Origin of the sequence: Luteimonas viscosa (assembly GCF_008244685.1) — a bacterium.
Taxonomy (GTDB): Bacteria; Pseudomonadota; Gammaproteobacteria; order Xanthomonadales; family Xanthomonadaceae; genus Luteimonas; species Luteimonas viscosa.
In genome coordinates this window covers 2,464,946-2,491,356 of record NZ_VTFT01000001.1, presented here as the reverse complement: position 1 = coordinate 2,491,356, position 26,411 = coordinate 2,464,946, and the positions used below count along the sequence as shown (strand labels likewise).

Here is a 26,411-nt window from a genome sequence, read left to right as displayed (position 1 = left end):
CACGCACGCCGCGGCAGGGCGCCTGTTTCCGCCGCAGCCGGTCGCAGAGACGCGCCCACGGAAGCCGCGCACCCGGCCACCACGTCGCGGTCGCGAGGCTTGAGGCATCATGCGCGGATGAAGAGTTATCTCGTCGGCGGCGCGGTCCGCGACCGGCTGCTGGGCCTGCCGCCCGGCGACCGCGATTTCGTGGTGGTCGGCGAAACGCCGGAGTCGATGCTCGCCGCCGGCTTCAGGCCTGTGGGTCGCGACTTTCCGGTGTTCCTGCATCCCGACACGGGCGAGGAGTACGCGCTCGCACGCACCGAACGAAAATCCGCGCCGGGCCATCGCGGCTTCGTGGTGCACGCCGATCCTTCGGTGACGCTGGACCAGGACCTCGCGCGCCGCGACTTCACCATCAACGCCATCGCCGAGGACGCCGACGGCGACGTCGTCGACCCGCTCGGGGGCGTGCGCGACATCGAGGCGCGGGTGTTGCGCCATGTCGGCCCGGCCTTCGTCGAGGATCCGCTGCGGGTACTGCGAGCGGCCCGGTTCATGGCGCGGCTGGCACCGCTCGGCTTCGAAGTCGCGCCGGAGACGATGGCACTGATGCGGCAGATGGCAGCCGGCGGCGAACTCGACACGCTGGTGGCCGAGCGCGTGTGGCAGGAACTGTCGAAGGCGCTGTCCGCAGCGCAGCCTTCCGCCTTCCTGCGCACGTTGCGCGAGGCCGACGCGCTGCGCGCGGTGTTGCCGGAAGTGGACGCGCTGTACGGCGTGCCGCAGCGCGCCGAGTACCACCCCGAGGTCGACACCGGCATCCACCAGGAACTGGTCAGCGACATGGCCGCGCGGCTCGCCCCCGGCGACACCGTGGTCGGATTCGCCGCGCTCACCCACGACCTCGGCAAGGCCCGCACCCCGGCGCACGAACTGCCGCGACACGTCGGCCACGAGCAGGCGGGGCTGGCGCCGCTGCGCGCGCTGTGCGAACGCCTGAAGGTGCCGCTTGAGCACCGCGACCTCGCCCTCGTCGCCTGCCGCGAGCACCTCAACGTGCATCGCCTGCGCGAACTGCGGGACACCACCGTGCACGACCTGCTGGTGCGCTGCGATGCCTTCCGCAAGCCCGGGCGGATCGCGAAACTCGCGCTGGTCTGCGAAGCCGACAAGCGTGGTCGCCTGGGGCTGGAGGACGAACCGTATCCGCAGGCCGCGCAATTGCGGCGCATGCATGCCGCCGCACTCTCGATCCAGGCGCGCGATCTCGCCCGCGAGGGTCTCGAGGGCCCGGCGATCGGCGATGCGCTGCGCAAGGCGCGCGTGGCCGCGATCCGCGCGGCGCGCGGCGCGACTGCCGACGCCTAGCCCTTCGGCGCCCGTGCCAGGAAGCGCAGCACCGCCCCTTCCCATTGCCGCGGTCCGCGCGCGCCCTTCGCCGCGCGCTGCAAGCGGCCTTCCGCCCAGCCGTCCAGCACGCGCGGATCCACGTACGATTTGCGGCAGACGGTCGCGGTGTTGCCGAGCATGTTCGCGACCGCCTCGATCACCTGCTTGCCCACGGCCCTGGTCGCGACCACGCTCGCATCGGGATCCGGCGATATCTCCGCCAGCAGCCGGAACGCGGCCTGGGTCGCGCCCCAGGTGCGGAAATCCTTGGCGGTGAATGTTGCGCCCATGCGCTCGCGCAGGTAATCGTTGACGTCGGAGGACTCGACCGGCACCAGCGCGCCGTCCTCGTCGCGGTACTGGAACAGGCGTTGCCCGGGCAGTTCGTGCACCGCGCGCACAAGCCGCAGCAGGCGCCGGTCCTGGATGCCGGCCTCGTGCAGGCGCCCGCCCTTGCCGACGAACTGCAACCGCAGTTCGCCGCCTAGGAACCTGGCATGGCGGTTGCGCAGCGTGGTCAGGCCGAACGAGCCGTTGTCGCGCGCGTAGCTGCTGTTGCCGACGCGCACCAAGGTGGTGGCCATGATCGCGACCACCCCGGCCAGCACCTTCTCGCGCGGCAAGCCCGGCAACGCGAGGTCGGCACGTACGCCGCGGCGCAGCCTGGGCAGGGCGCGGCCGAAGGCGACGATGCGGTCGAACTTGTTGGCGTCGCGCAGCGGGCGCCAGTCCGGGTGGTAGCGGTACTGCTTGCGCCCGCGCGCATCGCGCCCGGTCGCCTGCAGGTGGCCGCGCGCGGACGTGCAGATCCAGACCTCGCGGTAGGCCGGCGGGATCGCCAGCGCGCGGATGCGCTGCAGGGTCTCGGCATCGCGCACCGCGCGTCCCTGCGGATCGCGGTAGCCGAACCCGCGCCCGTGGCGCACCCGGCGGATCCCCGGCGCGGCATCGCTCACGTAGCGCAGGCCCGCCTCGATCGCGTCGCGCTGTTCCGGCGTCAGCGGGGTCCGGGGCTTCCTGCGGCCCTTGGCCGACGTCGATGTGCGCATGCGGCGGAGCGTAGCCGGCAGCCGTGATGCGGCGGTGAACCTGTGCGGGGCGCGCCTCGCGGCGGTCGCGGCATCAGATCTTCAGGTACCAGCCGCGCCGGTCCATGACGCGCACGATGCCCCACCACAGCGCCACGAAGGCCAGCGCGAACGCGAGCGAGGGCAGGGTCGGGCCGAAGCGCGGCGCCATCCAGTCGGCGAATCCGTGCTGATAGAGGACACCCCACGCGCCGGTCGCCGCGAGCAGGTAGACCATCAGCGCCGATCCGGCGTACGCGGCAATCGCGTTGACGCCGAAGCTGCGCCCCGGTGCCGGCCAGCCGCGCCGGTCGACCAGCACGTGCGCGAGCGCCAGCGCCAGCGCCGCCCAGCCGCCGGTCCAAAGCGCGTACGAGGAGGTCCACAAAGCCTTGTTGACCGGCATCGCCAGCGACCACAAAGCACCGATGCCCAGCATCGCCAGGGCCGCCAGCAGCAGGCGCCGAATCCGGCCGCGGCGCAGCCAGTCGCCCGCACGCACGCCGAGCAGCGCGGTTGCGACCGCAGGCAGCGTGCTGACCAGGCCTTCGGGATCGTGGCCGGTTCCGGTCACCGGGTCGTAGCGGTAGAGCAGCGGCGCGAACAGCGCGGTGTCGATGCGGTCGGCGAGGTTGTCGAAGGGTGCGTACCCGCCCGGCGCCAGCAGCAGCCAGTAGCCGAGCAGCAGCCCCGCGATCCAGGCCCATTGCGCGCGGGCCCCGAGGTGCATCGCCAGCGGCGCGGCGATCAGGAAGCACAGGCCGATGCGCTGCAGCACGCCCCAGGGCCGGTAGTGCGGCTGGTCGTAAGCCCACCACGCCACCAGGTGCAACAGCAGCCCGGCGGCGACGATGCGCAGCCCGCGCGACACGATCGCACGATGCAGCGCGCGCGGATCCGCACCTTGCTCCAGTCGCGGCACGATTCCGAGCGCGATCGACACGCCGACCACGAACAGGAAGAACGGGAACACCAGGTCGGTCGGGGTGCAGCCATGCCACGCCGCGTGCCGCAGCGGCGCGTAGACATGGCCCCAGTCGCCCGGGTTGTTGACCAGCAGCATCGCCGCGACGGTCAGGCCGCGCAGCGCATCGACCGATGCGAACCTCGGCGCCGGCGCGCTCAAGCGTCGTGCCGCGCCATCTCGCCGGCGATCCAGGTCGCGCGCACCTCCAGTGCGGCGTCCAGCAACACCAGATCGGCGGCGTAACCCGGCGCGATCCGGCCATGGCGGTCGCCAAGCCCGAGGAACTCCGCCGGATAGCGCGAGGCCATGCGCACGGCTTCCTCCAGCGGCAGGCCGAGCATGCGCACGGTGTTGCGCACCGCCGTCCCCATGTCGAGCGCGGATCCGGCCAGCGAACCGGCGGCGTTGCGCACCACGCCATCGACCGCGGTGATGGTTTCGCCGTACAGCACGAACGCCGGATCGTCGGCGCCGACCATCGGCATCGCATCGGTCACCAGGAACAGCTTGCCGCGCGGCTTGGCCGCGAGCGCGACACGCAGGCTGGCCGGGTGCACATGCACGCCGTCGACGATGATCCCGCACCAGCTGTCGCGGTCTTCCAGCGCCGCGCCGACCGTCCCCGGTTCGCGTCCCTGCAGCGGCGACATCGCGTTGTAGAGATGGGTGAACCCGCGGACCCCGGCGGCGAGGCCGGCGAGGATCTGCTCGTAGCTGCCCGCGGTATGTCCCGCGGCGACGATCGCGCCGCCCGCCACCAGTGCGCGGATGGTCGCGGGCGGCACCCGCTCCGGCGCCAGCGTCAGCAGGGTGACCCCGTTGCCGAGCGAGGTCGCCAGCGCGATCTCGTCGGCATCGGGCACGCGGAACACGCGCGCATCGTGGGTGCCCTTGCGGGTCGGCGCCAGGTACGGGCCCTCGAGATGGATGCCGAGCACGCCCGGCACGCCCTGCGCGATCGCCTGGCGCACCGCGGCGATCGCGGCGCGCATGGTGTCGATGTCGTCGCTGATCAGGGTCGGCAGCAGGCCGGTGGTACCGAAGCGGCGATGCGCCGCGGCGATCGCACGCACGCCCTCCGGCGTCGGCGTGTTGTTGAGCAGTACCCCGCCACCGCCGTTGACCTGCACGTCGACGAAACCCGGCACCAGGGTGCCGCCGTCGAGGTCGATGCGGTCGACGTCGGCGATCCTCGGATCTCGCGCATCGATTACCGCCGAGATCCGCCCACCGTCGACCAGCACCACCCGTCCGTCGTGGAACCCGTCGTCGCCGAGGAGGCGGCCATTGACCAGTGCGGTCGCCATCGCGTGCCCTCAGACCGTTTCGGTGACCTTGTTCAGGTGCGGCGGCGTGTCCGGATCGTGCCCGCGCGCGAGCGACAGCGCGTTCACCATCCGGTAGAAGCTCTGCACCAGCAGCAGCGGCGCACAGGCCGCGTGCGGCGCCGGCGGCACCGGAAGATCCGCCTCGCCGCCGCAGGACGCCAGCCACACCTGCGCGCCCCGCGCACGGAACTCCCTGGCCAGCGCGCGGGTGCCGGTGCCGGTCTCGTCCGGCTGGTCGAGGATCAGCACCGGGAAGCCGGGACCGACCAGCGCCATCGGCCCGTGCTTGACCTCGGCCGAACTGTAGGCCTCGGCATGCAGGCCGCAGGTTTCCTTGAATTTCAGCGCCGCTTCCTGCGCGGCACCCAGGCCGAGGCCGCGCCCGAGCACGAACAGGTTGTGCGCGCCCGCCAGCCCCTCGCCTGCCGGCGACCAGTCGCAGTCCCAGGCCGCGCGCATCGCGTTGGGCAGCCGCTCCAGCGCGTCGAGCAGGGCGAAGTCGTCGCTCCACAATGCGACCAGTTGCAGCAATGCCGACAGCGAGGCGAGGTAGCTCTTGGTCGCGGCCACGCTGCGTTCGGGCCCGGCGTGCAGCGGCACCACGACGTCGGCCAGTGCCGCCAGCGGCGAATCCTCGACGTTCACCAGCGCGACCACGCGCGCGCCCGCCGCGCGCGCGGCTTCGGCGTTGCGCAGCAGGTCCGGGCTGCGGCCCGACTGCGAGATCGCGATGAACAGCGCGTCGCCCAGACGCTGCGGCACGCGATAGACCGAGCCGATCGACGGCGACACCGAGGCGGTGACCACGCCCAGCTGGGTCTCGAACAACGCCTTGGCATAGGTCGCGGCGTGGTCGGAGCTGCCGCGCGCGCAGGTGGCGACGAAGGCCGGCGGCCGAAGCCGCAGGTCGGCCGCGAGCCCGGCCAGCACGTCGCGGTTGGCGACGAACTGCGAGGCCACCACGCTGGCCGCCTCGGCGGCTTCGCGGAACATCCGGGTCGATGCCGCGCGTGCGCGCAGCGCATCCGCTTCGATCAGTGCATTCATGCTTCGCTCGCGGGCTGCGCGCGCGGACGCACCGGCGCTGTGGAGCCGCGCACCACCAGTTGCGGCACGAAGCCCTGGTTTTGCGTGGGAGTGGCATCGGGGCGCAGGCCGGCGATCAGCATCCGCGCGGCATGGCGCGCGATGTCCTCGGTGGCCTGCTTGGCGGTGGTCAGCGCCGGCCACGACTGGCGCGAGAACGGGCTGTCCTCGAAGCCCGCGATCGACAGGTCGTAGGGCACGTTCATGCCGGCGGACTTGGCCGCCGCGAGCACGCCGGCGGCGATCTCGTCGTTGGAACCGAAGATCGCGGTCGGCGGATCGCGCAGCGCCAGCAACCGGCGCGCGCCGCGGAAACCGTCGTCGAAGGTGTAGTCGCCAGGCACCACGAGATGCTTGTCGAGGGTGATGCCGTAATCCTTCAGGGCCTGCTCGTAGCCCAGGTAGCGCTCGGAACTGGAGCGATGCTCCTGCCCGCCCCAGAGGAAGCCGATGCGCTGGTGTCCGAGCTGGACCAGGTGCTCGGTGATCTCGTAGGCGGCGTCGCGGTCGTCGACATACACGCAGGGATGCCCGTCCTTCGGGTCCTCGGCCGCGGCGATGATCCGGGTGGCGCGCACGCCGGCCTGTTCCAGCGCCTCGATCAGCTCGGCGCGTTCCGAGATCGGCGCGGTGAGCACCAGCCCGGCGATGCGCGAGCGCTGCACCAGTTCGATCAGTTCGTCGGCCAGCAGCGGGGAGGTCGCGTCGCAGGGATGGATCTGCAGGCCGAAGCCGGTTTCGCGGCAGGCCGAAAGCACCCCGTTCTGCAGGCCGATGATGTGGTACGGGTTCGGGTTGTCGTAGACCAGGCCGATCACGTAGGCGCTGGCGCTGCGCAGGTTGCGCGCGGACGGGTCCGGCTCGTAGTCGAGCTCGGCGATGGTCTGCAGCACGCGGGCGCGGGTCGCCGGCAGCACCGACGGCTCGTTGTTGATCACGCGCGAGACGGTCTTCAGCGACACCCCGGCGCGCTCGGCCACGGTGCGGATCGTCGGCTTGCGCGGACTGGCCGCTACCTCGCTCATCTGCCTTCCTGCCCTCGTTGTCCTGCCCTCGGACAGGGTGACTAACGTTGTCATAGTTTCATCGCAATTGCCAGACCGGGCGCCTCCGAAGGGCGGAGCATGCGGGCTCGGCAGTGTTGTCCTGCAGCATGCCCGGTACAGGACACGCGCTGGACATCGGGCTCGGGCCTGGTTTTTAACGTTTCTATCAGAACAATATCGCCGAATTCTATTTATCGTTCTGAAATTACGTATGTTTCAGCGCGAATGCACACCCTCTTGTCATATGCGCTTGACATCGTTGTCACGAGCTGCCGACACTGCGTCCATGCCGCCGCGATCCGCAGGCGACGCACCGCAGGAGCCCGTGTGGGAGCAACGACCCGTCCCCTGCCCGCCGCCGCCGGCCACCAGCCGGCCGGCGTGCCGTTCATCGCCGCCGATGTCGGCGGCACCCATGTGCGTGTGGGACTGGTGTGCGGCGACAGCCCGACCCAGGTCGAGCACTACCGCAAGTACGCCTGCGCCGACTTCCCGTCCCTCGCGGCCGTGCTCGAGGCCTACCTCGCCGGGCTGCCGGCTTCCGGGCCGGTCCGCCACGGCGTGATCGCCTGCGCCGGGCACCCGCTCGAGGATGGATCGCTGCTGTCGGTGAACCTGCCCTGGCCCGTGGCGCCGCAGCGGATCCGCGCGCAACTGGGCTTCGACGACCTGCGTCTGGTCAACGACTTCGAGGCGGTGGCCCATGCCGTCGCCGCGGCGGGCGCGCAGTCGCTGCTGCGCCTGACCGGGCCCGACCTCGCCCCGCCCGGTCCGGTCCTGGTGGTCGGGCCCGGCACCGGCCTGGGCGCGGCTGTGCGGATTCCGGCCCCGGGCCACGCCGTGGTGCTGGCGACCGAAGCGGGGCAGGCGGCATTGACCGTTTCCACGGAAGCGGAGATCGACGTCCTGCGCGAGTTCCTGCGCGACCGGCGCCACGTGCCGATCGAGCACGCGCTGTCGGGGCCGGGCCTGGTGCGGCTGCACGCGGCCCTGGCGCGGGTGCGCGGCATGCAGCCCGGCCACGCCACCCCCGACGCGATCACCGCAGCCGCACGCAGCGGCGACGATCCGCTCGCGCGCGACACGCTCGAACTGTTCTGCGGCCTGCTCGGCGGCGCCGTCGGCGACATGGCGCTGCTCTACGGCGCGCACGGCGGCGTCTACCTCGCCGGCGGGATCCTGCCGCAGATCCGCGACTTCCTCGAACACAGCAGTTTCGTGCGGCGGTTCCTCGACAAGGGACCGATGCGCGAGGCGCTGCTCCGCATCCCCGTGACGCTGGTCGATCACGGGCAACTGGGCGTGATCGGCGCCGCCGGTTGGTACCTCGACCAATCCCAGAACGACAACGAGTGAACGGATGCCCGCCCGCTGACCTGACCCCCTGCCCGCGCATGCGCCGCTCCCGCGGCGGGCGCATGCAACGGCACTGCCCCGGGCCCCGGCGAATCCTTGCCGGCGCCCACAGCCAAACCATTCCGCAACGGAGAGAACCGTCATGAAGCACCGCACATCCATGCTGTCGGCCGCCATCGCCGTGTGCCTCGGGGTCGCCGCGCAGGCGAACGCGCAGGAAGCCGCCACGCAGGGCGGCGACGCAGGCGACGAAAGCGCCGCCGAACTCGACCGGGTCGTCGTGACCGGCATCCGCGCCAGCCTGCAGCAGGCGCTCGACACCAAGCGCAATTCCGACGCGATCATCGACGTGATCACCGCCGAGGACGTGGGCAAGTTCCCGTCGACCAATGTCGCCGAGGCGATCTCGTCGCTGCCCGGCGTCACCATCGACAAGGCCTTCGGACAGGGCGAGAAGATCAGCATCCTCGGCACCGACCCGGCGCTCAGCCGCACCCTGCTCAACGGGCAGACGGTCGCCTCCGCGGACTGGTTCATCACCGACCAGCCGGGCCGCACCTTCAACTACTCGCTGCTCGCGCCTTCGCTGGTGGGCAAGGTCGAGGTGTACAAGTCTCCCGAGGCGCACATCGACGAAGGCTCGATCGGCGGCACCGTGATCGTGCATACGCGCAAGCCGCTGGATCTGGAGAAGACCACCATCGCCGGCCACGTCGGCTATCTGTACAACGATCGCATCGAAGGCGGCGATCCGCAGGCTTCGCTGCTGTTCGGCTGGAAGAACGATGCGGAAACCTTCGGCCTGATCGTCGCCGCGCAGCGCGCCGACGAGGGCATCCGCCGCGATGGCGTCGAGTCGTATGGCACGGTGACCGGCCGCGACTACGCCGAGGGACAGGGCGGCGGCAACTCCTTCACCCCGACGATGGACTGGGGCGCGGGCGTCGAGGTACCGCCATCGTGCTCGGGCGAGTGCGAAACCACGCTGCGCGCCAACCTCGACGCGATCGCACCGAACTCGATCAGCGCGCACTACTTCGAACAGCAGCGCGAGCGCGACACGATCTCGCTGGCGATCCAGTTCAAGCCGCACGAAAAGATGAACGTCGAGTTCAACGCGCTCGACGTCACCGCGAACTACGACAACGTCAGCCACTCCATGTTCGCCTTCAACGGCAACGCCTGGAACAGCCTGATGCGCCTGACCGATCTCGAGGTCGACGGCGGCGTGATCACTCGCGCCTCGTTCAGCAATGCGCTGACGGTCTACGACCTGATCAACCGCCAAGCCACCGTCGACACCAATTCCTACGACATCAAGGCGACCTGGAACGATGAGCGCTGGTTCGCCACCTGGCATTTCGGCACCACCGAGGCCACCGGCGGTACCGGACGCCAGGTGTTCGGCGAGTTCCTCAACTGGGCCGACTACAGCTACGACCTCACCGGCACGCCGCGGCTCGATTTCGCCGGCTACAACTACGGCTCGGCCCCGGCGACCAGCCCGAACGTGGCGGGTAGCCCGTTCACCGATCCCGATGCGTTCCGGATCGACGGCGGCTGGGGCGCGGATCCGAACGACGGATCGACCTGGAATACCGGCTGGGGCGGCAACATCGTGACCAAGCCCACCTGGGACGAGGAAGTCTACGGGCAGGTGGATTTCGGCATCCGCCTGGATTCGCCCGTCTACCAGGTGCGCTTCGGCGCGAAGCGGCGCCAGCACGAGACCGGGCAGACCATGGCCGGGGTCTCGGTCGCGTCCGTCGCCGGCTACGGTGATGCCACCACCTCGGAGTTTTCGCCGCGTCCGCTCCCCGGCAACTACCTGAGCGGCTTCGGCAACACGGGCGACCTGTCCAACCGTTTCACCATCGACGGCTGGGCGCTGGCGGACTGGATCCTCGGCGGCGACTGGCTGGCGCCGTGGCAGACCATGCCCGAGCCCGGCACGTTCAACGACCTGTCGTTCGTGCAGAACACCTGGCTGGTGGAAGAAGACATCAACGCCGGCTACGTGCAGGCCGACTACAGCTGGAACGGCTTCCGCGGCAACGTCGGCTTCCGCTACGTGCAGACCGAATCCGACAGCCTGGGCTGGCAGTGCACCGCCAGCGCCAACTGCAACAGCGCCGCGAACGGCGGCGTGCACACCTACGAGCAGGTCAGCGTCAAGAAGAAGTACAACGACTTCCTGCCGAACATCAACGTCGTCTACGACTGGAACGACCTGGTGCTGCGCTTCTCGGCGGCGAAGGTGATCTCGCGCCCGAACTACGGCGACATGTCGAACTACCTGTGGCTGGGCCCGCAGACGCTCACCGGCGGTGGCGGCAACCCGGAGCTCGACCCCTACCGCTCCACCAACCTCGACTTCTCGGCCGAGTGGTACTTCGCCGAGAACGGCATCCTCGCCGGCACCCTGTTCCACAAGGACGTGGGCAACTACATCCTCTACACGACCGGGATCGAGGAGCACGTCAACGAAAGCAACGGACAGCTCATGGATTTCACCGTGTCCCGTCCGCAGAATGCCGGCGCCGCGACCATCCAGGGCCTGTCGCTGAACTACCAGCAGAACCTGTGGGGCGGGCTGGGCATGCTGGCCAACTACACCTACTCCGACGCCGAGGCCGAGAACGGCGACCCGATGCCGTGGACATCGGAGAACCAGTACAACATCAGCCCGTTCTTCGAGAACGACCGCTGGAGCGCGCGCCTGACCTACTCGTGGCGCTCGAAGTACTACACCCAGGTCGACCGCGGCAACTTCCTGGTCACCTCCGACTACGAGTCGCTGGACGCCAGCATCGGCTTCCGCATCAACGACAGCCTCAGCCTGACGTTCGACGGCATGAACCTGCTCGATTCGGAGTACTACACCTACGCCGACGTCCCGGGCGTGGCCAATACCGAGAAACTGGTCCGCGGGCTGTACCGGACAGGTCGTCGCTACATGGCTTCGCTGCGCATGCAGTTCTGAGGTACCACGGCATCCCCTCCCAGATCGATGCCGTTGTGCGCGCGGGCCTGGATTCGTCCGGGCCCGCGCCTTTTTCGCTATCTTCCATGCCAGACCGAGGAGACCCGATGAGTCCGATCCCCCGCACGTGGCACCTGGCGCTGACGCTGTGCTGTTCGATCCTGCTCGCCGGCTGCGGTCGGGAGCCCGGGCCCGCGGCCGCGCCCGGGACCCAGGGCGAGACGACCGCCAGGCCCGCGCTGATCCCGGCGCCTGCCTCGCTGCAGCCGCGGGACGGCAGCTTCCGCTTCGACGCTTCGACCCGCCTGTCGGCCGATGGCGAGGCGGCGCAGCGCGTCGCGGCCCAGTTCGCGGCGCTGGTCGCCACGACCAACGGCATCGAACCCGCGCCTGCGGGCGGCGGGCAGGACGCCGGGACCGGCATCGTGTTCGCGATCGATCCCGCGGTGTCGGCCGATGCGCCCGAAGGCTACCTGCTGGAGGTGGCGCCGGAGGGCGTGCGCGTCGCGGCCAGCGACGAGCGCGGCCTGTTCTACGGCGCGGTCACGCTCTGGCAACTGCTGTCCTCGGCGCAGGGCCAGGCCGTGCGCATCCCGGCGCTGCGCATCGAGGACGCGCCGCGCTTCGGCTGGCGCGGGCTGATGCTCGATTCCGCGCGCCACTTCCAGTCGGTGGACGAGATCAAGCAGCTGCTCGATGCGATGGCCCGTCACAAGCTCAACACCTTCCACTGGCACCTGGGGGACGACCAAGGCTGGCGGATCGAGATCCCGAAGTATCCGAAGCTGATGGAAGTCGCCGCATGCCGCATCCCCGCGGGCGAAGCCGGCACCGACCCGGCGACCGGTGAAACCCGGCCCTACTGCGGCTACTACACCCAGGCCCAGATCCGCGACATCGTCGCCTATGCGGCGCAGCGCCACATCACCGTGGTGCCGGAGTTCGACATGCCCGGCCATGTGCAGGCGGTCGTCGCCGCCTACCCGCAGTACGGTTCGCTCGGCGACACGCCGCCGGTCTCGAACGAATGGGGCGTGCACCAGTACCTGTTCAACGTCGAGGAGGAGACCTTCGTCTTCATCGAGGACGTGCTCGACGAAATCGTCGCCCTGTTCCCCTCGACCTACATCCACATCGGTGGCGACGAGGCTGTCAAGGACCAGTGGCAGCAGTCGCCGATCGTGCAGGCGCGGATGAAGGAACTCGGCATCGCGGACGAGACCGCGCTGCAGAGCTGGTTCATCAAGCGGCTCGAGACCTACCTCGAGGGCAAGGGCCGGCGCCTGCTGGGCTGGGACGAGATCCTCGACGGCGGCCTGCCGCCGCGGGCGACGGTGATGTCCTGGCGCGGCACCGAGGGCGGCATCACCGCGGCCCAGGCCGGACACGACGTGGTGATGACGCCCTGGGACAAGCTCTACCTCGACTACCTGCAGACCATGTCGCCGAACGAGCCGCCGGGCCGGCCGACGCAGGTGACCCTGCAGACGGTCTACGACTTCGAGCCGGTGCCCGAGGTGCTCACGGCCGCGCAGCGCAAGCACATCCTCGGCGTGCAGGCCAATGTCTGGACCGAGCACATGCGCACCTGGCCGCGGGTGCAGCACGCGCTCTTTCCGCGCGTGGCCGCGCTGGCCGAATCGGCGTGGTCGCCGGCCGGGCGCAAGGACTACGCCGACTTCCTCACCCGCCTGCCGGCGCAGCTGGCGCGCTACCGTGCCTTCGGCATCGCCTACGCGCAGACGCCGTTCGAGGTGCTGGCCACGGCGACGGACGATCGCCGTGCCGGCACGGTGGAGGTCGCGCTCGAGAATCCGCTGGGCTACGCCATTCGCTACACCCTGGACGGCAGCGAACCCGACGCGGACTCGCCGCTGTACGAAGCGCCGATCGGGGCGACCTTGCCGGTCGAGATCCGCGCCGCCGCGTTCGCCGGCACGTCGCCGCTGGCCCCTGCCGCGCGGCACGCCTACGACGCGGCGAGCCTGCTGGTGCGCAGCGACGAGCAGCTCGCCACCTGCCCCGACACCGGCCGGCTGCTGCTGCGCCTGGAAGACGACGGCCCGGCCGATGGCGAACGCGCGCTCTACAACGTGACGATCTTCTACCCGTGCTGGCTGTGGGCCGACGCCGACCTGGACGGCATCGCATCGGCGAAGGTGCGGCTGGGGCGGATGCCCTACTACTTCCAGCTCGCCCATGACGAGCCGGCCCGCAAGTTCATGGCGGCCGAAACCGAACACGGCGAACTGCTGGTGCAGGCGGGCGGCTGCAACGGCCGGACCGTGGCGCGGCAGCCGCTGCCGGGCACGACCGGCGCCGACGGCTTCGTCGAGGTCGATGTACCGTTCGAAGGGGTCACCGGCAGCACCGACCTGTGCTTCACCACCACCGGCGACACGCGCCCGGCGATGTGGGTGGTCGACCGCGTCGCGCTCGTGCCGCGCTGAAGGCACCGACGGGCCGACGCCGCACGCAGCGTCGGTCCCGTCTCGAATCACCCCGTAGGCGGGCGGAGAACCCCGGGTTGCCGCTGGTGCGCGCGCACGCCGGTCGCCGGCGGAACACCCGCGCGGATCAGTCCCCGCGTTCGCGTCGTCCGTCGATCCTCAGCAGCAGGTCGCGCAGCGGCGTGAGCCGGATGCCGAGGCCGGCGATGACGCCGAGCGTGTTCGCCAGCGCGTCGCGCATGTCGAACATGCGTCCGGTGGAGAGCGCGCCCTGCGCATGCTCGATGCCGATCCCGAGCAGCACCAGCCCCAGCCCGGCGCCGAGCAGCGCGGTCCAGTTGCGGAACAGCTGCACCGCGCACGCGGCCAGCACGAAATAGCCGAGGAAATGCGACCACTTGTCGCTGTGGTCGAAGTCCGGCATCGGTGGCGGCGGCATCAGCGAGGCCACCACCACGACCGCGATCGCCAGGCACCACAGCGCGCACCAGGCGCGCGGATGCCGCAGCGGCTTGAGCGAACGGCCGAAGCGCCGGCCGTTCACAGGCGGAAGCCCAGGTCGCCGAACAGGAAGGCCGCATCGAAGTCGACCCCGCGCGCGAACCCGATGGCCTGGAAGCGCTCGCCCATTCCGCCCGGCAGGGTCAGGGCCTTGGCCTGCTGACGCAGCGCGTAGCGCGCGGCTTCGTCGGCGGCGCGCGCCTCGTGCGCGGCCAGGCACTGCTCCAGTCCGTTGCCGATCAGGAAGCTGGCCTGGGTGCAGTAGCCGGCGAAATCGAAGCCGGCGCCGGTGCCGGCTTCCGCCAGCGCGGTGAAATCCACCGAGGCGGTGATGTCCTGCAGGCCGACGCGTGCGAGCACGTCGTCCACCACGCGATGGCGATGGAACGCCCGCAGCGTGCCGTCGCCGCGGCGTGGATCGTAGTACTCGCGGCGCGGGTGGCCGTAGTCGACGAACAGCATCGCGCCCGATTTCAGCCCGCCCGCGACCGCCTGCAGCCAGTACGGCAGCTGCGGCAGCAGCTCCGAGCGGTAGCCTTCGGCGAACGGCGCGTCGAGCCGGCGTTCGACATGGCGCACCGCCGCGGCCAGCAACGCATCCGCCGGCCGTTCGCAGCGAACGAAGCCGCCGTCGTCGTCGAGCGCGACATGCTCTTCGCACACGTCGCCGCCGCGGATCGCGAACCGCGGCGTCGGCAGCGCGTCGATCACCTCGTTGGCGAACAGCACGCCGTTCCAGTCGTCCGGCATCGGTCCGTCCAGCCATTCGACCCGGTCGAACAACCGCGGCGCCAGCGAGCGCGACAGGTGTTCTCGCTGGCGCTCGCGCAGGTCCGCGCTGGGTTCGAGGATCGCGTAGCGCGCCGGCAGCGCGTCGAGTTCCAGCAGTCGTGCGATCGCGTGTTCGGCGAATCGCCCGCTGCCGGCACCGATCTCGAGCAGGCGCGCATCCCCGCCGAGCTGGCGGAGGACCGGTGCCAGCGCCTGCGCAACGCACCCGGCGAACAGCGGCCCGAGCTCGGGCGCGGTGACGAAATCGCCGGCTTCGCCGAACTTCGTCGCGCCGGCGCTGTAGTAGCCCAGGCCCGGCGCGTACAGGGCGAGTTCCATGAAGCGCCAGAACGGGATCGCCCCGCCGGCGGCCGCGATCTGCTCGCGGATCAGCGACTGCAGGCGTGCGCTGTGTGCAAGCGCCTCGTCGGAAAGCGGGGAATCGGGCATCGGGCGGCGGCAGCGGCGACAATGCACAGGATAACGGCATTCCGGAGGACGCCATGCCAGCCCCGCCCCGCGTCGCCCTGGTCACCGGCGCCGCGCGCCGCCTCGGTGCGGCGATCGCGCGGCGGCTGCACGAGGCCGGCTATGCGGTCGCCCTGCACTGCCGGGACTCGCGCGCCGAATCCGACGCGCTGGCCGCGGAATTCGAGGCCACGCGCGAGGGCAGCACCCTCGTGCTGCAGGCCGACCTGGCGCAGTTCGACCGGCTGCCGGAACTGGTCGCGCAGGTGGTCGGCCGCTTCGGCCGACTCGACGCCCTGGTCAACAATGCCGCCACGTTCTTCCCGACCCCGCTGGGCAGCGTGACGCCCGTGCAGTGGGACACGCTGTTCGCCGCCAACGTGCGCGCACCGTTCTTCCTGTCGCAGGCCGCGGCGCCGCACCTGGCGGCCGCGCGCGGCGCGATCCTCAACCTCAGCGACGTCTACGCCCGGCAGCCGCGCGCCGACCTGGCCGCCTATGCCACCAGCAAGGGCGCACTGGAGGCGATGACGCGCGCGCTGGCGGTGGCGTTGGCGCCGGCGGTGCGGGTCAACGCGATCGCTCCGGGCGCGATCCTGTGGCCGGAGGACGCGTCCGACCCGGCGCTTCAGGACAGGATCCTGTCGCACACGGCACTGGCGCGCACCGGCCAGGTCGACGAGATCGCGGCCACCGCGCTGTGGCTGCTGCGCGACGCCGGCTACACCACCGGCTCGGTGGTCGCCGTCGACGGCGGTCGCACGCCGCTGTAGCACCCGGGGGCGCCCTCATCCGGCTCTTCGGGCCACCTTCTACCCCGGTGGGCACGTAGGCCCGCAAGCGGGAGAAGGGCAGTGGAACCCTCTCCCGCGCGCGGGAGAGGGGCAGGGGGCGAGGGCCGGCGCGGATCAGGCCTTCGGCAGGAACGCATGCTCCAGGTCGGTGCCGCGGAAGGCGTCCGGCGTCTCGTGCGAGACCGCGTAGCGGTACAGCGCCGCCGAGTAGATGCCGCTGAGCGCGGCCTGGTAGACGCCGACCAGCAGCACCGCCAGCAGCGCCACCGCACCCACCACGACCGCCAGCGCGAACGAGACCTGGGCCGCGAGGAGGGCCAGGCCGAAGCCGACGATCGCCACCGCGGTCGTGATCAGCCCGAACGCCGCGCCGATGCCGACCTGCCCCACCGCGTTCTCGCCCCAGGTGCGCTTGAGCAGCGACACGCTCTGCTTCAACGCGTCGATCGGGCCGATGTCGCGCGACACCAGCACCGGCACCACCAGGAAGGTGGCCAGGGTCCAGGCCGCGCCGAGCACGCTGCCCATCATGCGCACCAGGAAGTTGTCCTTCTGCTTCAGACCCTGCAGCAGCACGCCGACTGTGGCCGCGATCGCGGCGTAGCCCAGGATCGACTGGATCCGCGCGCGCGCGGCCCTGAAGCCGTCGGCCAGGGTGGGATCGCCGCCCTCGAGGCGGATCATCGCCGCGCCCACCAGCGCGCAGTTGAAGAAGATCATCACGCTGTACTGCACGAAGTAGAACAGGAAGCCGAACACGGCGCCGCCGATGCCGATGCCGTCGGCGAAGATGCGCAACGCGAACATCGGCAGCAGGAACGTCGCCAGCACCACCAGGGTGACGGCCCCCGAGATCACCGGGAACAGCATCAGCTCCTTGTCCGAGCGCAGCACCGAAGCGCTGGCCTTGACCAGGTCCCAACTGCGCGAGAACTTGTCGAACATGGTGTCGCCTCCGTGGAATGTCCGCCATCGTGCCCGGGCGCCCCGGCGCCGGCAATTGACGGATGTCACCCACTCGACCCCGGCGGGGCGGCGGATGTGACAGCGGCACGCAGTGCGCCCCGGTGCGAACCTCTGGGCAGGAGCTCGGGCGACTGCGGAAACGACATCGCTGCGCCTGTCATGTCGACCGAGGGGAGACATCCGGGCGGGCGGCGACAGCGGATGTTCCTGCTTGCGCGGCGACGCTCGAAGTTGAAGTCGTGGGGAAGACCGTCGCCGGGCAGAGCGTCGAGTTGAAGTTGTCATCACGAGCGCAGTGAGCGATCCGATCCGCGTCGCATCGGAGGCAAGATCCCTCGCTGCGCTCGGGATGACAGGTCCGGGTAACGCGCCGACGGTGTCCGGCCCGCCTGCAGATCCCCCGCTTCGTTCGGGACCACAGCGGTGGGGCGACTTCCGACCGGCGCTGGCGCTGGCGTTGGCGCCGGCGCCGGCCCGGTGCCTGCCGGTTCAGTCCAGCGCCACCCGCTCGAAGGCCGCGCCGTGGTCGGGATGCGCCGCCCACAACGCGGCGATGCGTTCGCCGGACGCCGGGTGGCGGGCGTCCGGCGCGATCTCCGCCAGCGGCTTGAGCACGAAGGCGTGGCGCAGCTCGTCGCGCGGGATGCGCAGGTTGCCCTCGCCCTCGGCGACCAGCTCGTCGTAGAGCACGATATCGATGTCGAGCGTACGGTCGCTGTAGCGCGGTCCGCTGCGGTCGCGCCCGTGCGCGTCCTCCAGCGCATGCAGCCAGGCGTTGAGCGTCGCGGGCGACAGGTCGGTGCGCAACGAGGCCGCGGCATTGAGGAAGTCCGGCCCGTTGTAGCCCACCGCCGGGAACCGGTAGACGGGCGACACGCGCACCTCCTCGAAGCGCTCGCGCAATGCCGCGATCGCCGCACGCAGGTGGCGCTCGGGATCGAGGTTGCTGCCGAGGCTGAGGTGGGCGATGGGCATGGCGCGCTCCGGGAGGATGCCCATGATCGCGCATCGGCGGCGGTACCGGAACGCACGTCCGTCAACGCACGTCCGCCGTGGCGTGGCTCAGTCGGCGCCGGGCGATGCAGGTTCGGCGCGGCGCAGCCTGACGTCCAGCGGCGCGTCGCCCATCGCCTGGAACACGCGCAGCCCGAACTCGGGCAGGATCGCCAGCAGGTGGTCGAAGATGTCGGACTGGATGGCTTCGTGGGCCGACCAGGCGGTGTCGCTGGTGAAGCAGTAGATCTCCAGTGGCAGGCCTTCGGCGGTCGGCTGCAGCTGCCGCACCAGCAGGGTCAGCTGCTGGTGGACACCAGGATGGCTGCGCAGGTAGCGCTCGACATAGGCGCGGAAGGTGCCGAGGTTGGTGACCCGCCGCCGGTTCACCGCTTCGGTGCCCCGCTCGGCCAGGGTCGCGTTCCACTCGCGCAGTTCGCCGGCCTTGGCGTCGAGGTAACCCTCGATCAGCGCGAAGCGGCGCAGGCGCGCGAGCTCGTCATCGTCCAGGAAGCGCACCGAGTGCTGGTCCAGGTACAGCGCGCGCTTGATCCGGCGCCCGCCGGCCTCGGTCATGCCGCGCCAGTTCTTGAACGAGTCGCTGATCAGCTTCTTGGTCGGGACCGTGGTGATGGTCTTGTCCCAGTTCTGCACCGTCACCGTGTGCAGAGCGATGTCGATCACGTCGCCATCGGCGTTCTGGCTCGGCATCTCGATCCAGTCGCCGATGCGCACGCGGCCGTCGTTGCTGATCTGCACGCTCGCCACCAGCGACAGGATCGTGTCCTGGAAGATCAGCATCAGCACCGCGGTGGCCGCGCCCAGGCCGGTGAGGATATGCAGGAACTGCGCACCGATCAGGGTGGCGACGATGGAAATCCCCACCAGCGCGAACATCACGATCTTGGCCACCTGCAGGTAGCCCTTGATCGGCTTGTTGCGCGCGTCCGGGCGGCGCTCGTAGGACTGGTTCAGCAGGTCCAGCGCGCGCGAGACCGACAGCGCCACCGTCAGCACGATGAAGGCCTGGCACAGCGCCCGCACCACCGCCACCACCTGCGGCGGCAGGTCCGGCACCACGGCCACGCCGCCCGCGATCACCAGCGCCGGCACCACGTTGGCCAGCCGCGGGATCACCCGCAACTGCACCTCGCGGTCGTGCTGCGCGCCGCCCAGCGCCGTCGCCCGCAGGCCGCGCTGGATGCCGCGCAGCAGCACGCGCTTGGTCAGCCAGTTCGCCAGCCACGCCGCCAGCAGCAGCGCGGCGATCACCACTACGGTGTAGGCCCAGGGGTACGGCGCGAGGGCCGTGCGAAGAGTCTCCAGATGTGCCTGCAATTACCCGTTCCCGTCCTGCGTGCGTACACGTTCGATGACCACGCCGACCGCGCGCGCACCGCGCACCGCACCCGGCTTGCTCAGCTTCAATCGTAACCAGTCGAGCTTGAACTCGTTCATCACGATCCCGGCGCAGCGCTCCGCCAGCGTTTCCACCAGGCCGAAGTCGGACTGCGCCACGTACTCGATCAGGCGCTTGCTCACGGCCTTGTAGTTGAGGGTGTCGGCGATCGAATCGGTGGCCGCCGGCACGCGGTTGTCGAAGCCCATCTCCAGGTCGAACACCAGGGTCTGCCGGATCCGCCGTTCCCAGTCGTAGATGCCGATCAGCGCCTCGATCTCGAGGCCTTCGATGAAGACTTTGTCCATGGGAAGCCGGGATTCGTGATTGGGGACTGGGGATTCGGAATCGGGAGTTGGGGACTGGGGGTTTTGGCGTTGACGTCGTGGGGAAAACTGTCATCCCGAGCGCAGCGAGGGATCTGATGCGCGTTGCATCCGAGGCAAGATCCCTCGCTGCGCTCGGGATGACAAGTCTGAGGCACGCCTGATGCGGGCAAGGCGCGTGCGCATCTGCGAATCCCTAATCCCCAATCCCCAATCCCGCCGCTGCCGCCACCGGCGGCAGCGAGGCCATGTCCCAGCGCGGCGTCACATGCACCGCCGCGTCGTCGTGCTGGCCGGCCTGCAGCCGCAGCGCGCCGGCGAAGGCGATCATCGCGCCGTTGTCGGTGCACAGCGCCGGGCGCGGGAAGCAGGCGCGGCCACCGCGCTTCGCGGCCATGTCCTGCAAGCGCGCACGCAACCGGCGGTTGGCGCCGACGCCGCCCGAGACCACGATCACGTCGCTGCCGGCCGTATCCAGCGCGCGTTCGCACTTGATCGCGAGGGTGTCGACCACCGCATCCTCGAAACCGCGGGCGATGTCGGCGCGGGTCCGGTCGGTCTGGTCTGACTGGCGCCACGCCAGCAGCACCTGGGTCTTGAGCCCGCTGAAGCTGAAATCCAGCCCGGGGCGGTCGGTCATCGGCCGCGAGAAGCGGTAGGCGCCCGGGGTGCCCCGTTCGGCCAGCGCGGCGAGCTGCGGGCCGCCCGGATAGGGCAGGCCCATCAGCTTGGCGGTCTTGTCGAAGGCCTCGCCGGCCGCGTCGTCAAGGGTTTCGCCCAGCAGCCGGTAACGGCCGATGGCGTCCACGGCGATCAGCTGGGTGTGCCCGCCCGACACCAGCAGGGCGACGAACGGCGGCTCGGGGGCGCCGTGGACCGGGTCCGGATCCTCCATCAGCGGCGCGAGCAGGTGGCCTTCCATGTGGTGCACGCCGACCGCCGGCACGTCCAGCGCCCAGGCCAGCGACCGCGCCACCCCGGCGCCCACCAGCAGGGCGCCGACCAGCCCCGGGCCGGCGGTGTAGGCCACCCCGTCGATGTCGTCGACCCCGAGCCCGGCCTCGGCCAGGGTCTGGCGCACCAGCGGCAGCAGCTTGCGTACGTGGTCGCGGCTGGCCAGCTCCGGCACCACCCCGCCGTATTCGGCGTGCAGGGCGACCTGGCTGTAGACCGCGTGGGCGCGCAGGCCGGCGGCGCCGAGCAGGGCCGTGTCGTAGACGGCCACGCCGGTCTCGTCGCAGCTCGATTCGATGCCCAGGACCTTCATGCGGGACAGATGGGCGCCGGTTGCGCCGTTGCAAGGCGGGCAGTTATCATACGCGGCTCGCCCAGGCTGCAGCGCCGCCGGGCGGGTGCGAGTCCTTCGCACAGGCCGGCCCGCGGGCCGGACGTCCCAAGAAACCCGAGATTCCTATGCCCAGCGTCAAAGTCCGCGAAAACGAGCCGTTCGAGTTTGCCCTGCGCCGCTTCAAGCGCACCTGCGAGAAGGCCGGCGTGCTCGCCGAGACCCGCAAGCGCGAGTTCTACGAGAAGCCGACCCAGGAGCGCAAGCGCAAGGCCGCGGCCGCCGTGAAGCGCCAGGCCCGCCGCACCTCGCGCGACGTCACCAAGCGCCAGCGCCTGTACTGATCCCGGGCGACGCCGCATCCGAAGCCGGCCGCGCGCGAGCGCTGCCGGCTTTTTGTGTTTCTGGCACCACGCGAACCGGTAGTGGCAATGGCCGCGCCCGATGCGGCCCCGTTTCCCCACCCCCCGCCACCGTGCCTCCCGCCCCAATCCACCGGACCCGATCGCCATGACCCTGAAACAGCAACTCACCGAAGACATGAAGGCCGCGATGAAGGGCGGGCAGAAGGAGCGCCTCGGCGTGATCCGCCTGATCAATGCGGCGATCAAGCAGCGCGAGGTCGACGAACGGGTCGAGCTCGACGATGCGGCGGTGCTGGCGGTGCTGGAGAAGATGGTCAAGCAGCGCCGGGATTCGGTGAGCCAGTACGAAGCGGCCAGCCGCGAGGACCTGGCCTCGATCGAGCGCGCCGAGATCGTGGTGATCGAGGCCTACCTGCCGGCGAAGCTGGACGAGGCGGCGATCCTCGCGGCGATCGACGCCACCATCGCCGATACCGGCGCCAGCGGCCCGGCCGACATGGGCAGGCTGATGGGCGTGCTCAAGCCGAAGCTGGCGGGCCAGGCCGACATGGGCCAAGTCTCGGCGCTGGTGAAGAGGAAGCTCGCCGGCTGAGCGGCGGTCGCGATCGCCCGGGCCGCCGCGGGATGGCGCGGGATGGCGCCGGCGCGCCATGCACCGGCCGCGCCGGGATTCCGGACCGGGCCGGTCGTGCCGGCGGGTAGTGGATGCGGACGCGGTTTTGCGCGGACAATCGCGGCATGAACACTCCTCCCGACATCGTCCTGCGGCCGGCGCGCCGCGACGACGTGCCGACCCTGCTCGCGCTGATCCGCGCGCTGGCCGAGTACGAGAAGCTCGCCCACCAGGTCGAGGCCGACGAACCCGCACTCGCCGCGACCCTGTTCGGCGAGCGGCCCTGCGCCGAAGTTGTGATCGCCGAGACCGATGGCGAGGCCGCCGGCTTCGCCCTGTTCTTCCACAACTATTCCACCTTCCTCGCCCGGCCCGGCCTCTACCTCGAGGACCTGTTCGTGCAGCCGCGCTTCCGTGGGCACGGCATCGGCAGGCGGCTGATGGTGCACCTGGCGCAGCTCGCACTGGCGCGCGGCTGCGGCCGCTTCGAATGGTCGGTGCTGGACTGGAACGCGCCGGCGATCGGCTTCTACCGCGGCCTCGGCGCGATCGGCATGGACGGATGGACCGTGCAGCGCGTCGACGGCGACGCGTTGCGGCGGCTCGCCGCGACACCGGGCTGACGCCGCGCGCTGACCGCGCCATCACGGCGCGCTTGTTGCAATGCCGCTTCCTGCGAGAGGAGGCTCCTGCCAATGCGCCGCCCGTCCGGCCGTGATCCGCGGCGCCCGCTTCCGGTCCGCGCGCCGACCGCGTCGATGGTGTCCGTCGATGCGCGCGGCGGCGCGAGCGGGCGGGCGGACACGACGACACCGGCCCACGCGCCGGCACCGGCGCAGTGAGTCCGGCGGAACCCGACAACGGCAATCCCCGGCACGGCGGACGGATCGACGCAGTCGACCTCGCCCGCGGCTTCGCCGTGTGCCTGATGATCATCGCCCACGGCACCAACGCGCTGATGCCCTACAGCGACTTCCCGGACTGGGGCCAGGTGCCGGTGCACGCGCTGACCAAGTTCTCCTCGTCGCTGTTCTTCATCGTGTTCGGGGTCGCGCTGGCGGTGGCGTTCGTGCCGAAGACGGGGTCGCCCGACTGGCCGCGGCGGCGCAACCGCCTGCTTTGGCGCGGGCTGCTGGTGCTGTTCTGGTACAAGGTGCTGACGGTGGTGGAGCTGTGGGACCGCAGCCGCGGGGAAATCACCGACGCGCTGCTGTATCGCCAGTTCCCCTCGTTCGTCGAGATCCTGGGCTTCTACGCCATCGCCCTGCTGTGGATCCCGTGGCTGCTGCCGCTGTGGGCGAAGGCGCCGGCCTGGCTTCGCTGGCTGAGTCCGCTGCCGGTGGTCTGGCTGTCGTGGTGGCTGCTGGAGCACGCCGGCTTCGGCGGCGTGCCGCAATTGCAGGCGGTCTTCGTCGAACATCCCGAGTACTACACATGGGGCCAGCTTTCGCGCCTGCCGCTGGTGCTGGCCGGCCTGCTCGCCGGCGGGCTGCTGCTGCGCTGGAACGACACCACCGGTCGACGGCTGCTGCTCTCCGCGGGCATCGCGTGCGCGGGTCTGGTGCTGCTGGCCTGGTTCGCGCTGCGCGTGGACGACCTGCAGGCCTCGCTGGTGGCGATCGGCCGCAACGACGGCAAGCATCCCCCGGGGCTGGATTTCTCGTTGTTCAGCGTCGGCGGCGCGCTCGTACTGCTGGCGCTGTGCATCGCCGGCGGCAACCTGCTCGCGCGCGTGCTGCGGCCGGTCGCGATCGTGGGCAGCGATGCGCTGATGGCGTTCATCGTGCATATCGGCGTGATCTTCATCGTGCTGCGCAACACGCTGGGCCTGTACCAGGCCGTGCCGTACGAACGCGCGTTGTGGTGGTCGATCGGGCTGATCGCGCTCGCTGCGCTGTGGATCCGGCTGTGGCAGGCGATGAAGCGCGCGCTGGACCGTCCGCGCGCCGCACGGGCGGCCCCCGCGGACTGATGTTCAGCGCACGTCGCGCGCCATCACGCCAGACTCCGGCGACGATGGAGCGCCCGACCGCCCTCGCCGCCTGCCTCGCCCTCCTGCTCGCCGTTTCCGGCGTCGCGGGCGCGGCTGCGGGCGGCGCCGACGAACGCCTGCAGGTCCCGGCATGGACGCAGGAGCTGCAGCGACGGCTGGCCGCGGCCGATGCGCGCTACCCGGGCGACCTCGGCGTGTACGTGCGCCACCTGGAGCGCGACGAGTCGTTCTCCTACCTCGCCGAGGAGCCCTGGTACCTCGCCTCGGGCATCAAGGTGCCGGTGGCGATCGCGGTCCTGCGCGCCGTGGCACGCGGCGAACTGGCGCTGGACGCGCGGATCACGTTGCGCGAGGACGACTTCGTCGACGGCGCCGGCGCCACCAACAGCGTCCGCGCCGGCAGCCGGCTGCGTGTGTCCTGGCTGCTCGAGCAGATGATCGTGCACAGCGACAACACCGCCAGCGACGTGCTGATCCGCAGCGTGGGCATCGATGCGGTCAACGCGGTCGCCGCCGAACTCACCGATACCGCCGGCGTGCGCATCACCACCCTGGCCGACGTGCGCCGCCTGGCCTACGGCGAACTGCATCCGGACGCGGCCGGGCTGCGCTCGGCCGACCTGCTGGCGCTCAAGCGCAGCGGTGCCGGCCAGGCGCGCGTGCGCAAGCTGGTGCAACTGCTGCAGGTACCGCCGGAGGCCTTGCGCGTGGGGGACCTCGACAGCGCGTTCGAGGCCTACTACGCCACCCACGTCAACAGCGCCAGCCTGGTCGACTTCGGCCGCATGCTCGCCGCGCTCGCCGAGGGACACGCATTGCCGGCACGCGAGACCGCCTACCTGCTCGACCTGATGGCGCGGGTGCAGACCGGCAAGCGCCGGATCCGCGCCGGACTGCCGCCGGGCACGCGTTTCGAGCACAAGACCGGCACCCAGCACCGGCGCAGCTGCGACCTCGGCATCGCCACCGTGCCGCCGCCGCGCGCCGGCTCCGCGCCCGCGCGCGTGGTGATCGCCGCCTGCGCGCGCGGCACCGGCACCGCGGCCGCCGAACGCGCGCTGCGCGATGTCGGCGCGGCCGTCACCGCTTCCGGGATATTCATGGACGTCCCGCCGCGTCCGACGGTGTCGCCGCCCGATCCCACATGAACCCCGCTTCGACGCTTCGCACGCGCCCGCGGCCGGCGCCATGGTTCCCGGTACTCCTGCTGGCACTGCTGGCCGGGTGCCGCGACGAGCCGCGCGGACCGGTCGAGCGCCAGGTCGACGCGCAACGGGCGGACCCGGCGTGGGTGGCGCCGCTGGACGAGGCGGTGGAGGCGATCGACCAGGCGATGCCCGGCGATTTCGGGGTGTACGTGGCCCGCTTCGGCGACCAGGCCGGCACCCTCGACCGCGGCGACGGGCGCCGCTGGTATCTCTCGTCGACGGTCAAGGTGCCGGTGGCGATCGCGATCCTGGAAGAGGTCGACGCCGGACGTATCGACCTGGACGAGGAGATCGAACTGCAACGCGGCGATTTCGTCGACGGCGCCGGCGACATGCTCGGTCAGGCCCCCGGCACGCGCTTCACCATCGCCACGCTGCTGCAGAAGTCGCTGCGCGACAGCGACAGCACCGCCACCGACATGCTCATCCGGCGCCTGGGCGAGGGCCATCTCGACGCCCGCCTGGCCGACTGGGTGGGGGCAGGCTTCGGCCCGGTCACCACGATCCTGCAGGTCCGCTACGACGCCTACGGCGCGCTGCACCCGGGGGTGGCCGGACTCGACAACCTGCAGATCGTCGCCCTGCGCAACGCCGCGGCCGGCGAGCCGCGGCTGCAGGCGCTGGCGCGCACCCTGGGCGTGGCGCGCGACGCACTGCCCGCCAAATCGCTGCAGGACGTGTTCGAGGACTATTACGCCACCGGCGCCAACGCCGCGACCCTGCCCGCATTCGCGCGGCTGCTGCAGCGCGTGGCCGCCGGCGAGCTGCTCTCGGACGCGGGCCGCGCGCGGCTGCTCGGCCACATGCGCGCGATCAGCACCGGCGACCGCCGCATCGCGGCCGGCCTGCCCGCGGGCACGGATTTCGCGCAGAAGACCGGTACCCAGCTCGGCCGCGCCTGCAACGTCGGCATCCTCGAACCCGGTCTCGGCGCCGACGGCGCGACCGTGGTGGTGGCCTGCGCGGAACGGTTCGGGGACCTGGCGCAGGCCGAGCGGGCCTTCCAGGCGCTCGGACGCGCGCTCGACGGGACGGTGCTGGCCACGGTACCGGCTCCGTGATCCCCCGCGGC

General features: G+C 71.0%; 23 protein-coding genes. 11 read left to right on the top strand and 12 right to left on the bottom strand.

The window, feature by feature from the left end:
• Positions 1 to 117 precede the first annotated feature (117 nt).
• On the top strand, positions 118 to 1,353 hold the full coding sequence (locus FZO89_RS11040) for a multifunctional CCA addition/repair protein (RefSeq protein ID WP_149103304.1): 1,236 nt from the start codon (positions 118 to 120) through the stop codon (positions 1,351 to 1,353).
• On the opposite strand, the gene FZO89_RS11035 is transcribed toward FZO89_RS11040, so the two are convergent.
• From FZO89_RS11035 to FZO89_RS11015, 5 genes are all read right to left on the bottom strand, one after another.
• Positions 1,350 to 2,423, bottom strand: a complete 1,074-nt coding sequence (locus tag FZO89_RS11035; protein ID WP_149103303.1) for a DNA topoisomerase IB — start codon at positions 2,421 to 2,423, stop codon at positions 1,350 to 1,352. The two genes, FZO89_RS11040 and FZO89_RS11035, sit on opposite strands and share 4 nt — an antisense overlap.
• A gap of 73 nt (positions 2,424 to 2,496) precedes the next feature.
• Complete coding sequence (locus FZO89_RS11030; RefSeq protein ID WP_262378613.1) at positions 2,497 to 3,567, bottom strand: acyltransferase family protein; 1,071 nt, start codon at positions 3,565 to 3,567, stop codon at positions 2,497 to 2,499.
• Positions 3,564 to 4,715, bottom strand: coding sequence for an N-acetylglucosamine-6-phosphate deacetylase (gene nagA / locus FZO89_RS11025; RefSeq protein WP_149103302.1), 1,152 nt, complete (start codon positions 4,713 to 4,715; stop codon positions 3,564 to 3,566). Before nagA ends, FZO89_RS11030 begins: the two co-directional genes overlap by 4 nt.
• A gap of 9 nt (positions 4,716 to 4,724) precedes the next feature.
• Positions 4,725 to 5,783 (bottom strand): SIS domain-containing protein, encoded by a 1,059-nt coding sequence (locus FZO89_RS11020; protein ID WP_425480444.1) that lies wholly within the window; start codon positions 5,781 to 5,783, stop codon positions 4,725 to 4,727.
• Complete coding sequence (locus FZO89_RS11015) at positions 5,780 to 6,847, bottom strand: LacI family DNA-binding transcriptional regulator (protein ID WP_149103301.1); 1,068 nt, start codon at positions 6,845 to 6,847, stop codon at positions 5,780 to 5,782. The genes FZO89_RS11020 and FZO89_RS11015 overlap by 4 nt, the downstream gene beginning before the upstream one ends.
• A 348-nt stretch (positions 6,848 to 7,195) precedes the next feature.
• Here FZO89_RS11015 and FZO89_RS11010 point away from each other — a divergent pair, with 348 nt between their 5' ends.
• The 3 genes from FZO89_RS11010 (at position 7,196) to FZO89_RS11000 (ending at position 13,657) form a co-directional block, all read left to right on the top strand.
• The gene (locus tag FZO89_RS11010) at positions 7,196 to 8,224 is read left to right on the top strand and encodes a glucokinase (protein WP_262378612.1); all 1,029 of its coding nucleotides are present in this window, start codon (positions 7,196 to 7,198) and stop codon (positions 8,222 to 8,224) included.
• Positions 8,225 to 8,366: 142 nt separating this feature from the next.
• Complete coding sequence (locus FZO89_RS11005) at positions 8,367 to 11,207, top strand: TonB-dependent receptor (RefSeq protein ID WP_149103299.1); 2,841 nt, start codon at positions 8,367 to 8,369, stop codon at positions 11,205 to 11,207.
• 107 nt (positions 11,208 to 11,314) lie between these two features.
• Positions 11,315 to 13,657, top strand: coding sequence for a family 20 glycosylhydrolase (locus tag FZO89_RS11000; RefSeq protein ID WP_149103298.1), 2,343 nt, complete (start codon positions 11,315 to 11,317; stop codon positions 13,655 to 13,657).
• A 127-nt stretch (positions 13,658 to 13,784) separates the two neighbouring features.
• On the opposite strand, the gene FZO89_RS10995 is transcribed toward FZO89_RS11000, so the two are convergent.
• On the bottom strand, positions 13,785 to 14,201 hold the full coding sequence (locus FZO89_RS10995) for a VanZ family protein (protein WP_149103297.1): 417 nt from the start codon (positions 14,199 to 14,201) through the stop codon (positions 13,785 to 13,787).
• Positions 14,198 to 15,379, bottom strand: a complete 1,182-nt coding sequence (locus tag FZO89_RS10990) for a class I SAM-dependent methyltransferase (RefSeq protein WP_149103296.1) — start codon at positions 15,377 to 15,379, stop codon at positions 14,198 to 14,200. Before FZO89_RS10990 ends, FZO89_RS10995 begins: the two co-directional genes overlap by 4 nt.
• 53 nt (positions 15,380 to 15,432) lie before the next feature.
• On the opposite strand from FZO89_RS10990, the gene FZO89_RS10985 reads away from it, so the two are divergent.
• Positions 15,433 to 16,170, top strand: a complete 738-nt coding sequence (locus FZO89_RS10985) for a pteridine reductase (protein ID WP_149103295.1) — start codon at positions 15,433 to 15,435, stop codon at positions 16,168 to 16,170.
• Positions 16,171 to 16,305: 135 nt separating this feature from the next.
• Here the strand turns inward: FZO89_RS10985 and FZO89_RS10980 are convergent, their stop codons facing one another.
• The 5 genes from FZO89_RS10980 to tsaD all read right to left on the bottom strand — a co-directional run bounded on the left by FZO89_RS10980 (position 16,306) and on the right by tsaD (position 21,142).
• On the bottom strand, positions 16,306 to 17,136 hold the full coding sequence (locus tag FZO89_RS10980; RefSeq protein WP_149103294.1) for a DUF6159 family protein: 831 nt from the start codon (positions 17,134 to 17,136) through the stop codon (positions 16,306 to 16,308).
• 510 nt (positions 17,137 to 17,646) lie between these two features.
• A complete protein-coding gene (gene folK, locus FZO89_RS10975; RefSeq protein WP_149103293.1) occupies positions 17,647 to 18,132 on the bottom strand; it encodes a 2-amino-4-hydroxy-6-hydroxymethyldihydropteridine diphosphokinase in 486 nt (161 codons plus the stop codon).
• Positions 18,133 to 18,219: 87 nt separating this feature from the next.
• The gene (locus FZO89_RS10970; RefSeq protein WP_149103292.1) at positions 18,220 to 19,488 is read right to left on the bottom strand and encodes a mechanosensitive ion channel family protein; all 1,269 of its coding nucleotides are present in this window, start codon (positions 19,486 to 19,488) and stop codon (positions 18,220 to 18,222) included.
• A complete protein-coding gene (folB, locus tag FZO89_RS10965; RefSeq protein WP_149103291.1) occupies positions 19,489 to 19,857 on the bottom strand; it encodes a dihydroneopterin aldolase in 369 nt (122 codons plus the stop codon). It lies immediately after the preceding gene.
• A gap of 214 nt (positions 19,858 to 20,071) precedes the next feature.
• Positions 20,072 to 21,142 (bottom strand): tRNA (adenosine(37)-N6)-threonylcarbamoyltransferase complex transferase subunit TsaD, encoded by a 1,071-nt coding sequence (tsaD, locus tag FZO89_RS10960; protein WP_149103290.1) that lies wholly within the window; start codon positions 21,140 to 21,142, stop codon positions 20,072 to 20,074.
• A 146-nt stretch (positions 21,143 to 21,288) separates the two neighbouring features.
• Between tsaD and rpsU the strand changes: the two genes are divergently transcribed.
• The 6 genes from rpsU to FZO89_RS10930 all read left to right on the top strand — a co-directional run bounded on the left by rpsU (position 21,289) and on the right by FZO89_RS10930 (position 26,400).
• Entirely contained in the window at positions 21,289 to 21,504 is a 216-nt protein-coding gene (rpsU, locus tag FZO89_RS10955) for a 30S ribosomal protein S21 (protein ID WP_036170822.1), read from the top strand.
• 166 nt (positions 21,505 to 21,670) lie between these two features.
• Positions 21,671 to 22,117: a GatB/YqeY domain-containing protein gene (locus FZO89_RS10950; protein WP_149103289.1), complete on the top strand. Its 447-nt coding sequence runs from the start codon at positions 21,671 to 21,673 to the stop codon at positions 22,115 to 22,117.
• Between the two features lie 146 nt (positions 22,118 to 22,263).
• A complete protein-coding gene (locus tag FZO89_RS10945; protein WP_149103288.1) occupies positions 22,264 to 22,761 on the top strand; it encodes a GNAT family N-acetyltransferase in 498 nt (165 codons plus the stop codon).
• Between the two features lie 215 nt (positions 22,762 to 22,976).
• The gene (locus tag FZO89_RS10940) at positions 22,977 to 24,110 is read left to right on the top strand and encodes an acyltransferase family protein (protein ID WP_262378610.1); all 1,134 of its coding nucleotides are present in this window, start codon (positions 22,977 to 22,979) and stop codon (positions 24,108 to 24,110) included.
• Between the two features lie 44 nt (positions 24,111 to 24,154).
• The gene (locus FZO89_RS10935; protein ID WP_149103287.1) at positions 24,155 to 25,279 is read left to right on the top strand and encodes a serine hydrolase; all 1,125 of its coding nucleotides are present in this window, start codon (positions 24,155 to 24,157) and stop codon (positions 25,277 to 25,279) included.
• Positions 25,276 to 26,400 (top strand): serine hydrolase, encoded by a 1,125-nt coding sequence (locus FZO89_RS10930; protein ID WP_149103286.1) that lies wholly within the window; start codon positions 25,276 to 25,278, stop codon positions 26,398 to 26,400. The genes FZO89_RS10935 and FZO89_RS10930 overlap by 4 nt, the downstream gene beginning before the upstream one ends.
• Positions 26,401 to 26,411: the final 11 nt, after the last annotated feature.

Excerpts from the sequence above, each read along its gene's own strand:
- FZO89_RS11040 (WP_149103304.1), top strand. The coding sequence starts at position 118 with ATGAAGAGTTATCTCGTCGGCGGCGCGGTCCGCGACCGGCTGCTGGGC.
- FZO89_RS11035 (WP_149103303.1), bottom strand. The coding sequence starts at position 2,423 with ATGCGCACATCGACGTCGGCCAAGGGCCGCAGGAAGCCCCGGACCCCG.
- nagA (WP_149103302.1), bottom strand. The coding sequence starts at position 4,715 with ATGGCGACCGCACTGGTCAATGGCCGCCTCCTCGGCGACGACGGGTTC.
- FZO89_RS11020 (WP_425480444.1), bottom strand. The coding sequence starts at position 5,783 with ATGAATGCACTGATCGAAGCGGATGCGCTGCGCGCACGCGCGGCATCG.
- FZO89_RS11015 (WP_149103301.1), bottom strand. The coding sequence starts at position 6,847 with ATGAGCGAGGTAGCGGCCAGTCCGCGCAAGCCGACGATCCGCACCGTG.
- FZO89_RS11005 (WP_149103299.1), top strand. The coding sequence starts at position 8,367 with ATGAAGCACCGCACATCCATGCTGTCGGCCGCCATCGCCGTGTGCCTC.
- FZO89_RS11000 (WP_149103298.1), top strand. The coding sequence starts at position 11,315 with ATGAGTCCGATCCCCCGCACGTGGCACCTGGCGCTGACGCTGTGCTGT.
- FZO89_RS10990 (WP_149103296.1), bottom strand. The coding sequence starts at position 15,379 with ATGCCCGATTCCCCGCTTTCCGACGAGGCGCTTGCACACAGCGCACGC.
- FZO89_RS10985 (WP_149103295.1), top strand. The coding sequence starts at position 15,433 with ATGCCAGCCCCGCCCCGCGTCGCCCTGGTCACCGGCGCCGCGCGCCGC.
- FZO89_RS10980 (WP_149103294.1), bottom strand. The coding sequence starts at position 17,136 with ATGTTCGACAAGTTCTCGCGCAGTTGGGACCTGGTCAAGGCCAGCGCT.
- folK (WP_149103293.1), bottom strand. The coding sequence starts at position 18,132 with ATGCCCATCGCCCACCTCAGCCTCGGCAGCAACCTCGATCCCGAGCGC.
- folB (WP_149103291.1), bottom strand. The coding sequence starts at position 19,857 with ATGGACAAAGTCTTCATCGAAGGCCTCGAGATCGAGGCGCTGATCGGC.
- tsaD (WP_149103290.1), bottom strand. The coding sequence starts at position 21,142 with ATGAAGGTCCTGGGCATCGAATCGAGCTGCGACGAGACCGGCGTGGCC.
- rpsU (WP_036170822.1), top strand. The coding sequence starts at position 21,289 with ATGCCCAGCGTCAAAGTCCGCGAAAACGAGCCGTTCGAGTTTGCCCTG.
- FZO89_RS10950 (WP_149103289.1), top strand. The coding sequence starts at position 21,671 with ATGACCCTGAAACAGCAACTCACCGAAGACATGAAGGCCGCGATGAAG.
- FZO89_RS10945 (WP_149103288.1), top strand. The coding sequence starts at position 22,264 with ATGAACACTCCTCCCGACATCGTCCTGCGGCCGGCGCGCCGCGACGAC.
- FZO89_RS10935 (WP_149103287.1), top strand. The coding sequence starts at position 24,155 with ATGGAGCGCCCGACCGCCCTCGCCGCCTGCCTCGCCCTCCTGCTCGCC.
- FZO89_RS10930 (WP_149103286.1), top strand. The coding sequence starts at position 25,276 with ATGAACCCCGCTTCGACGCTTCGCACGCGCCCGCGGCCGGCGCCATGG.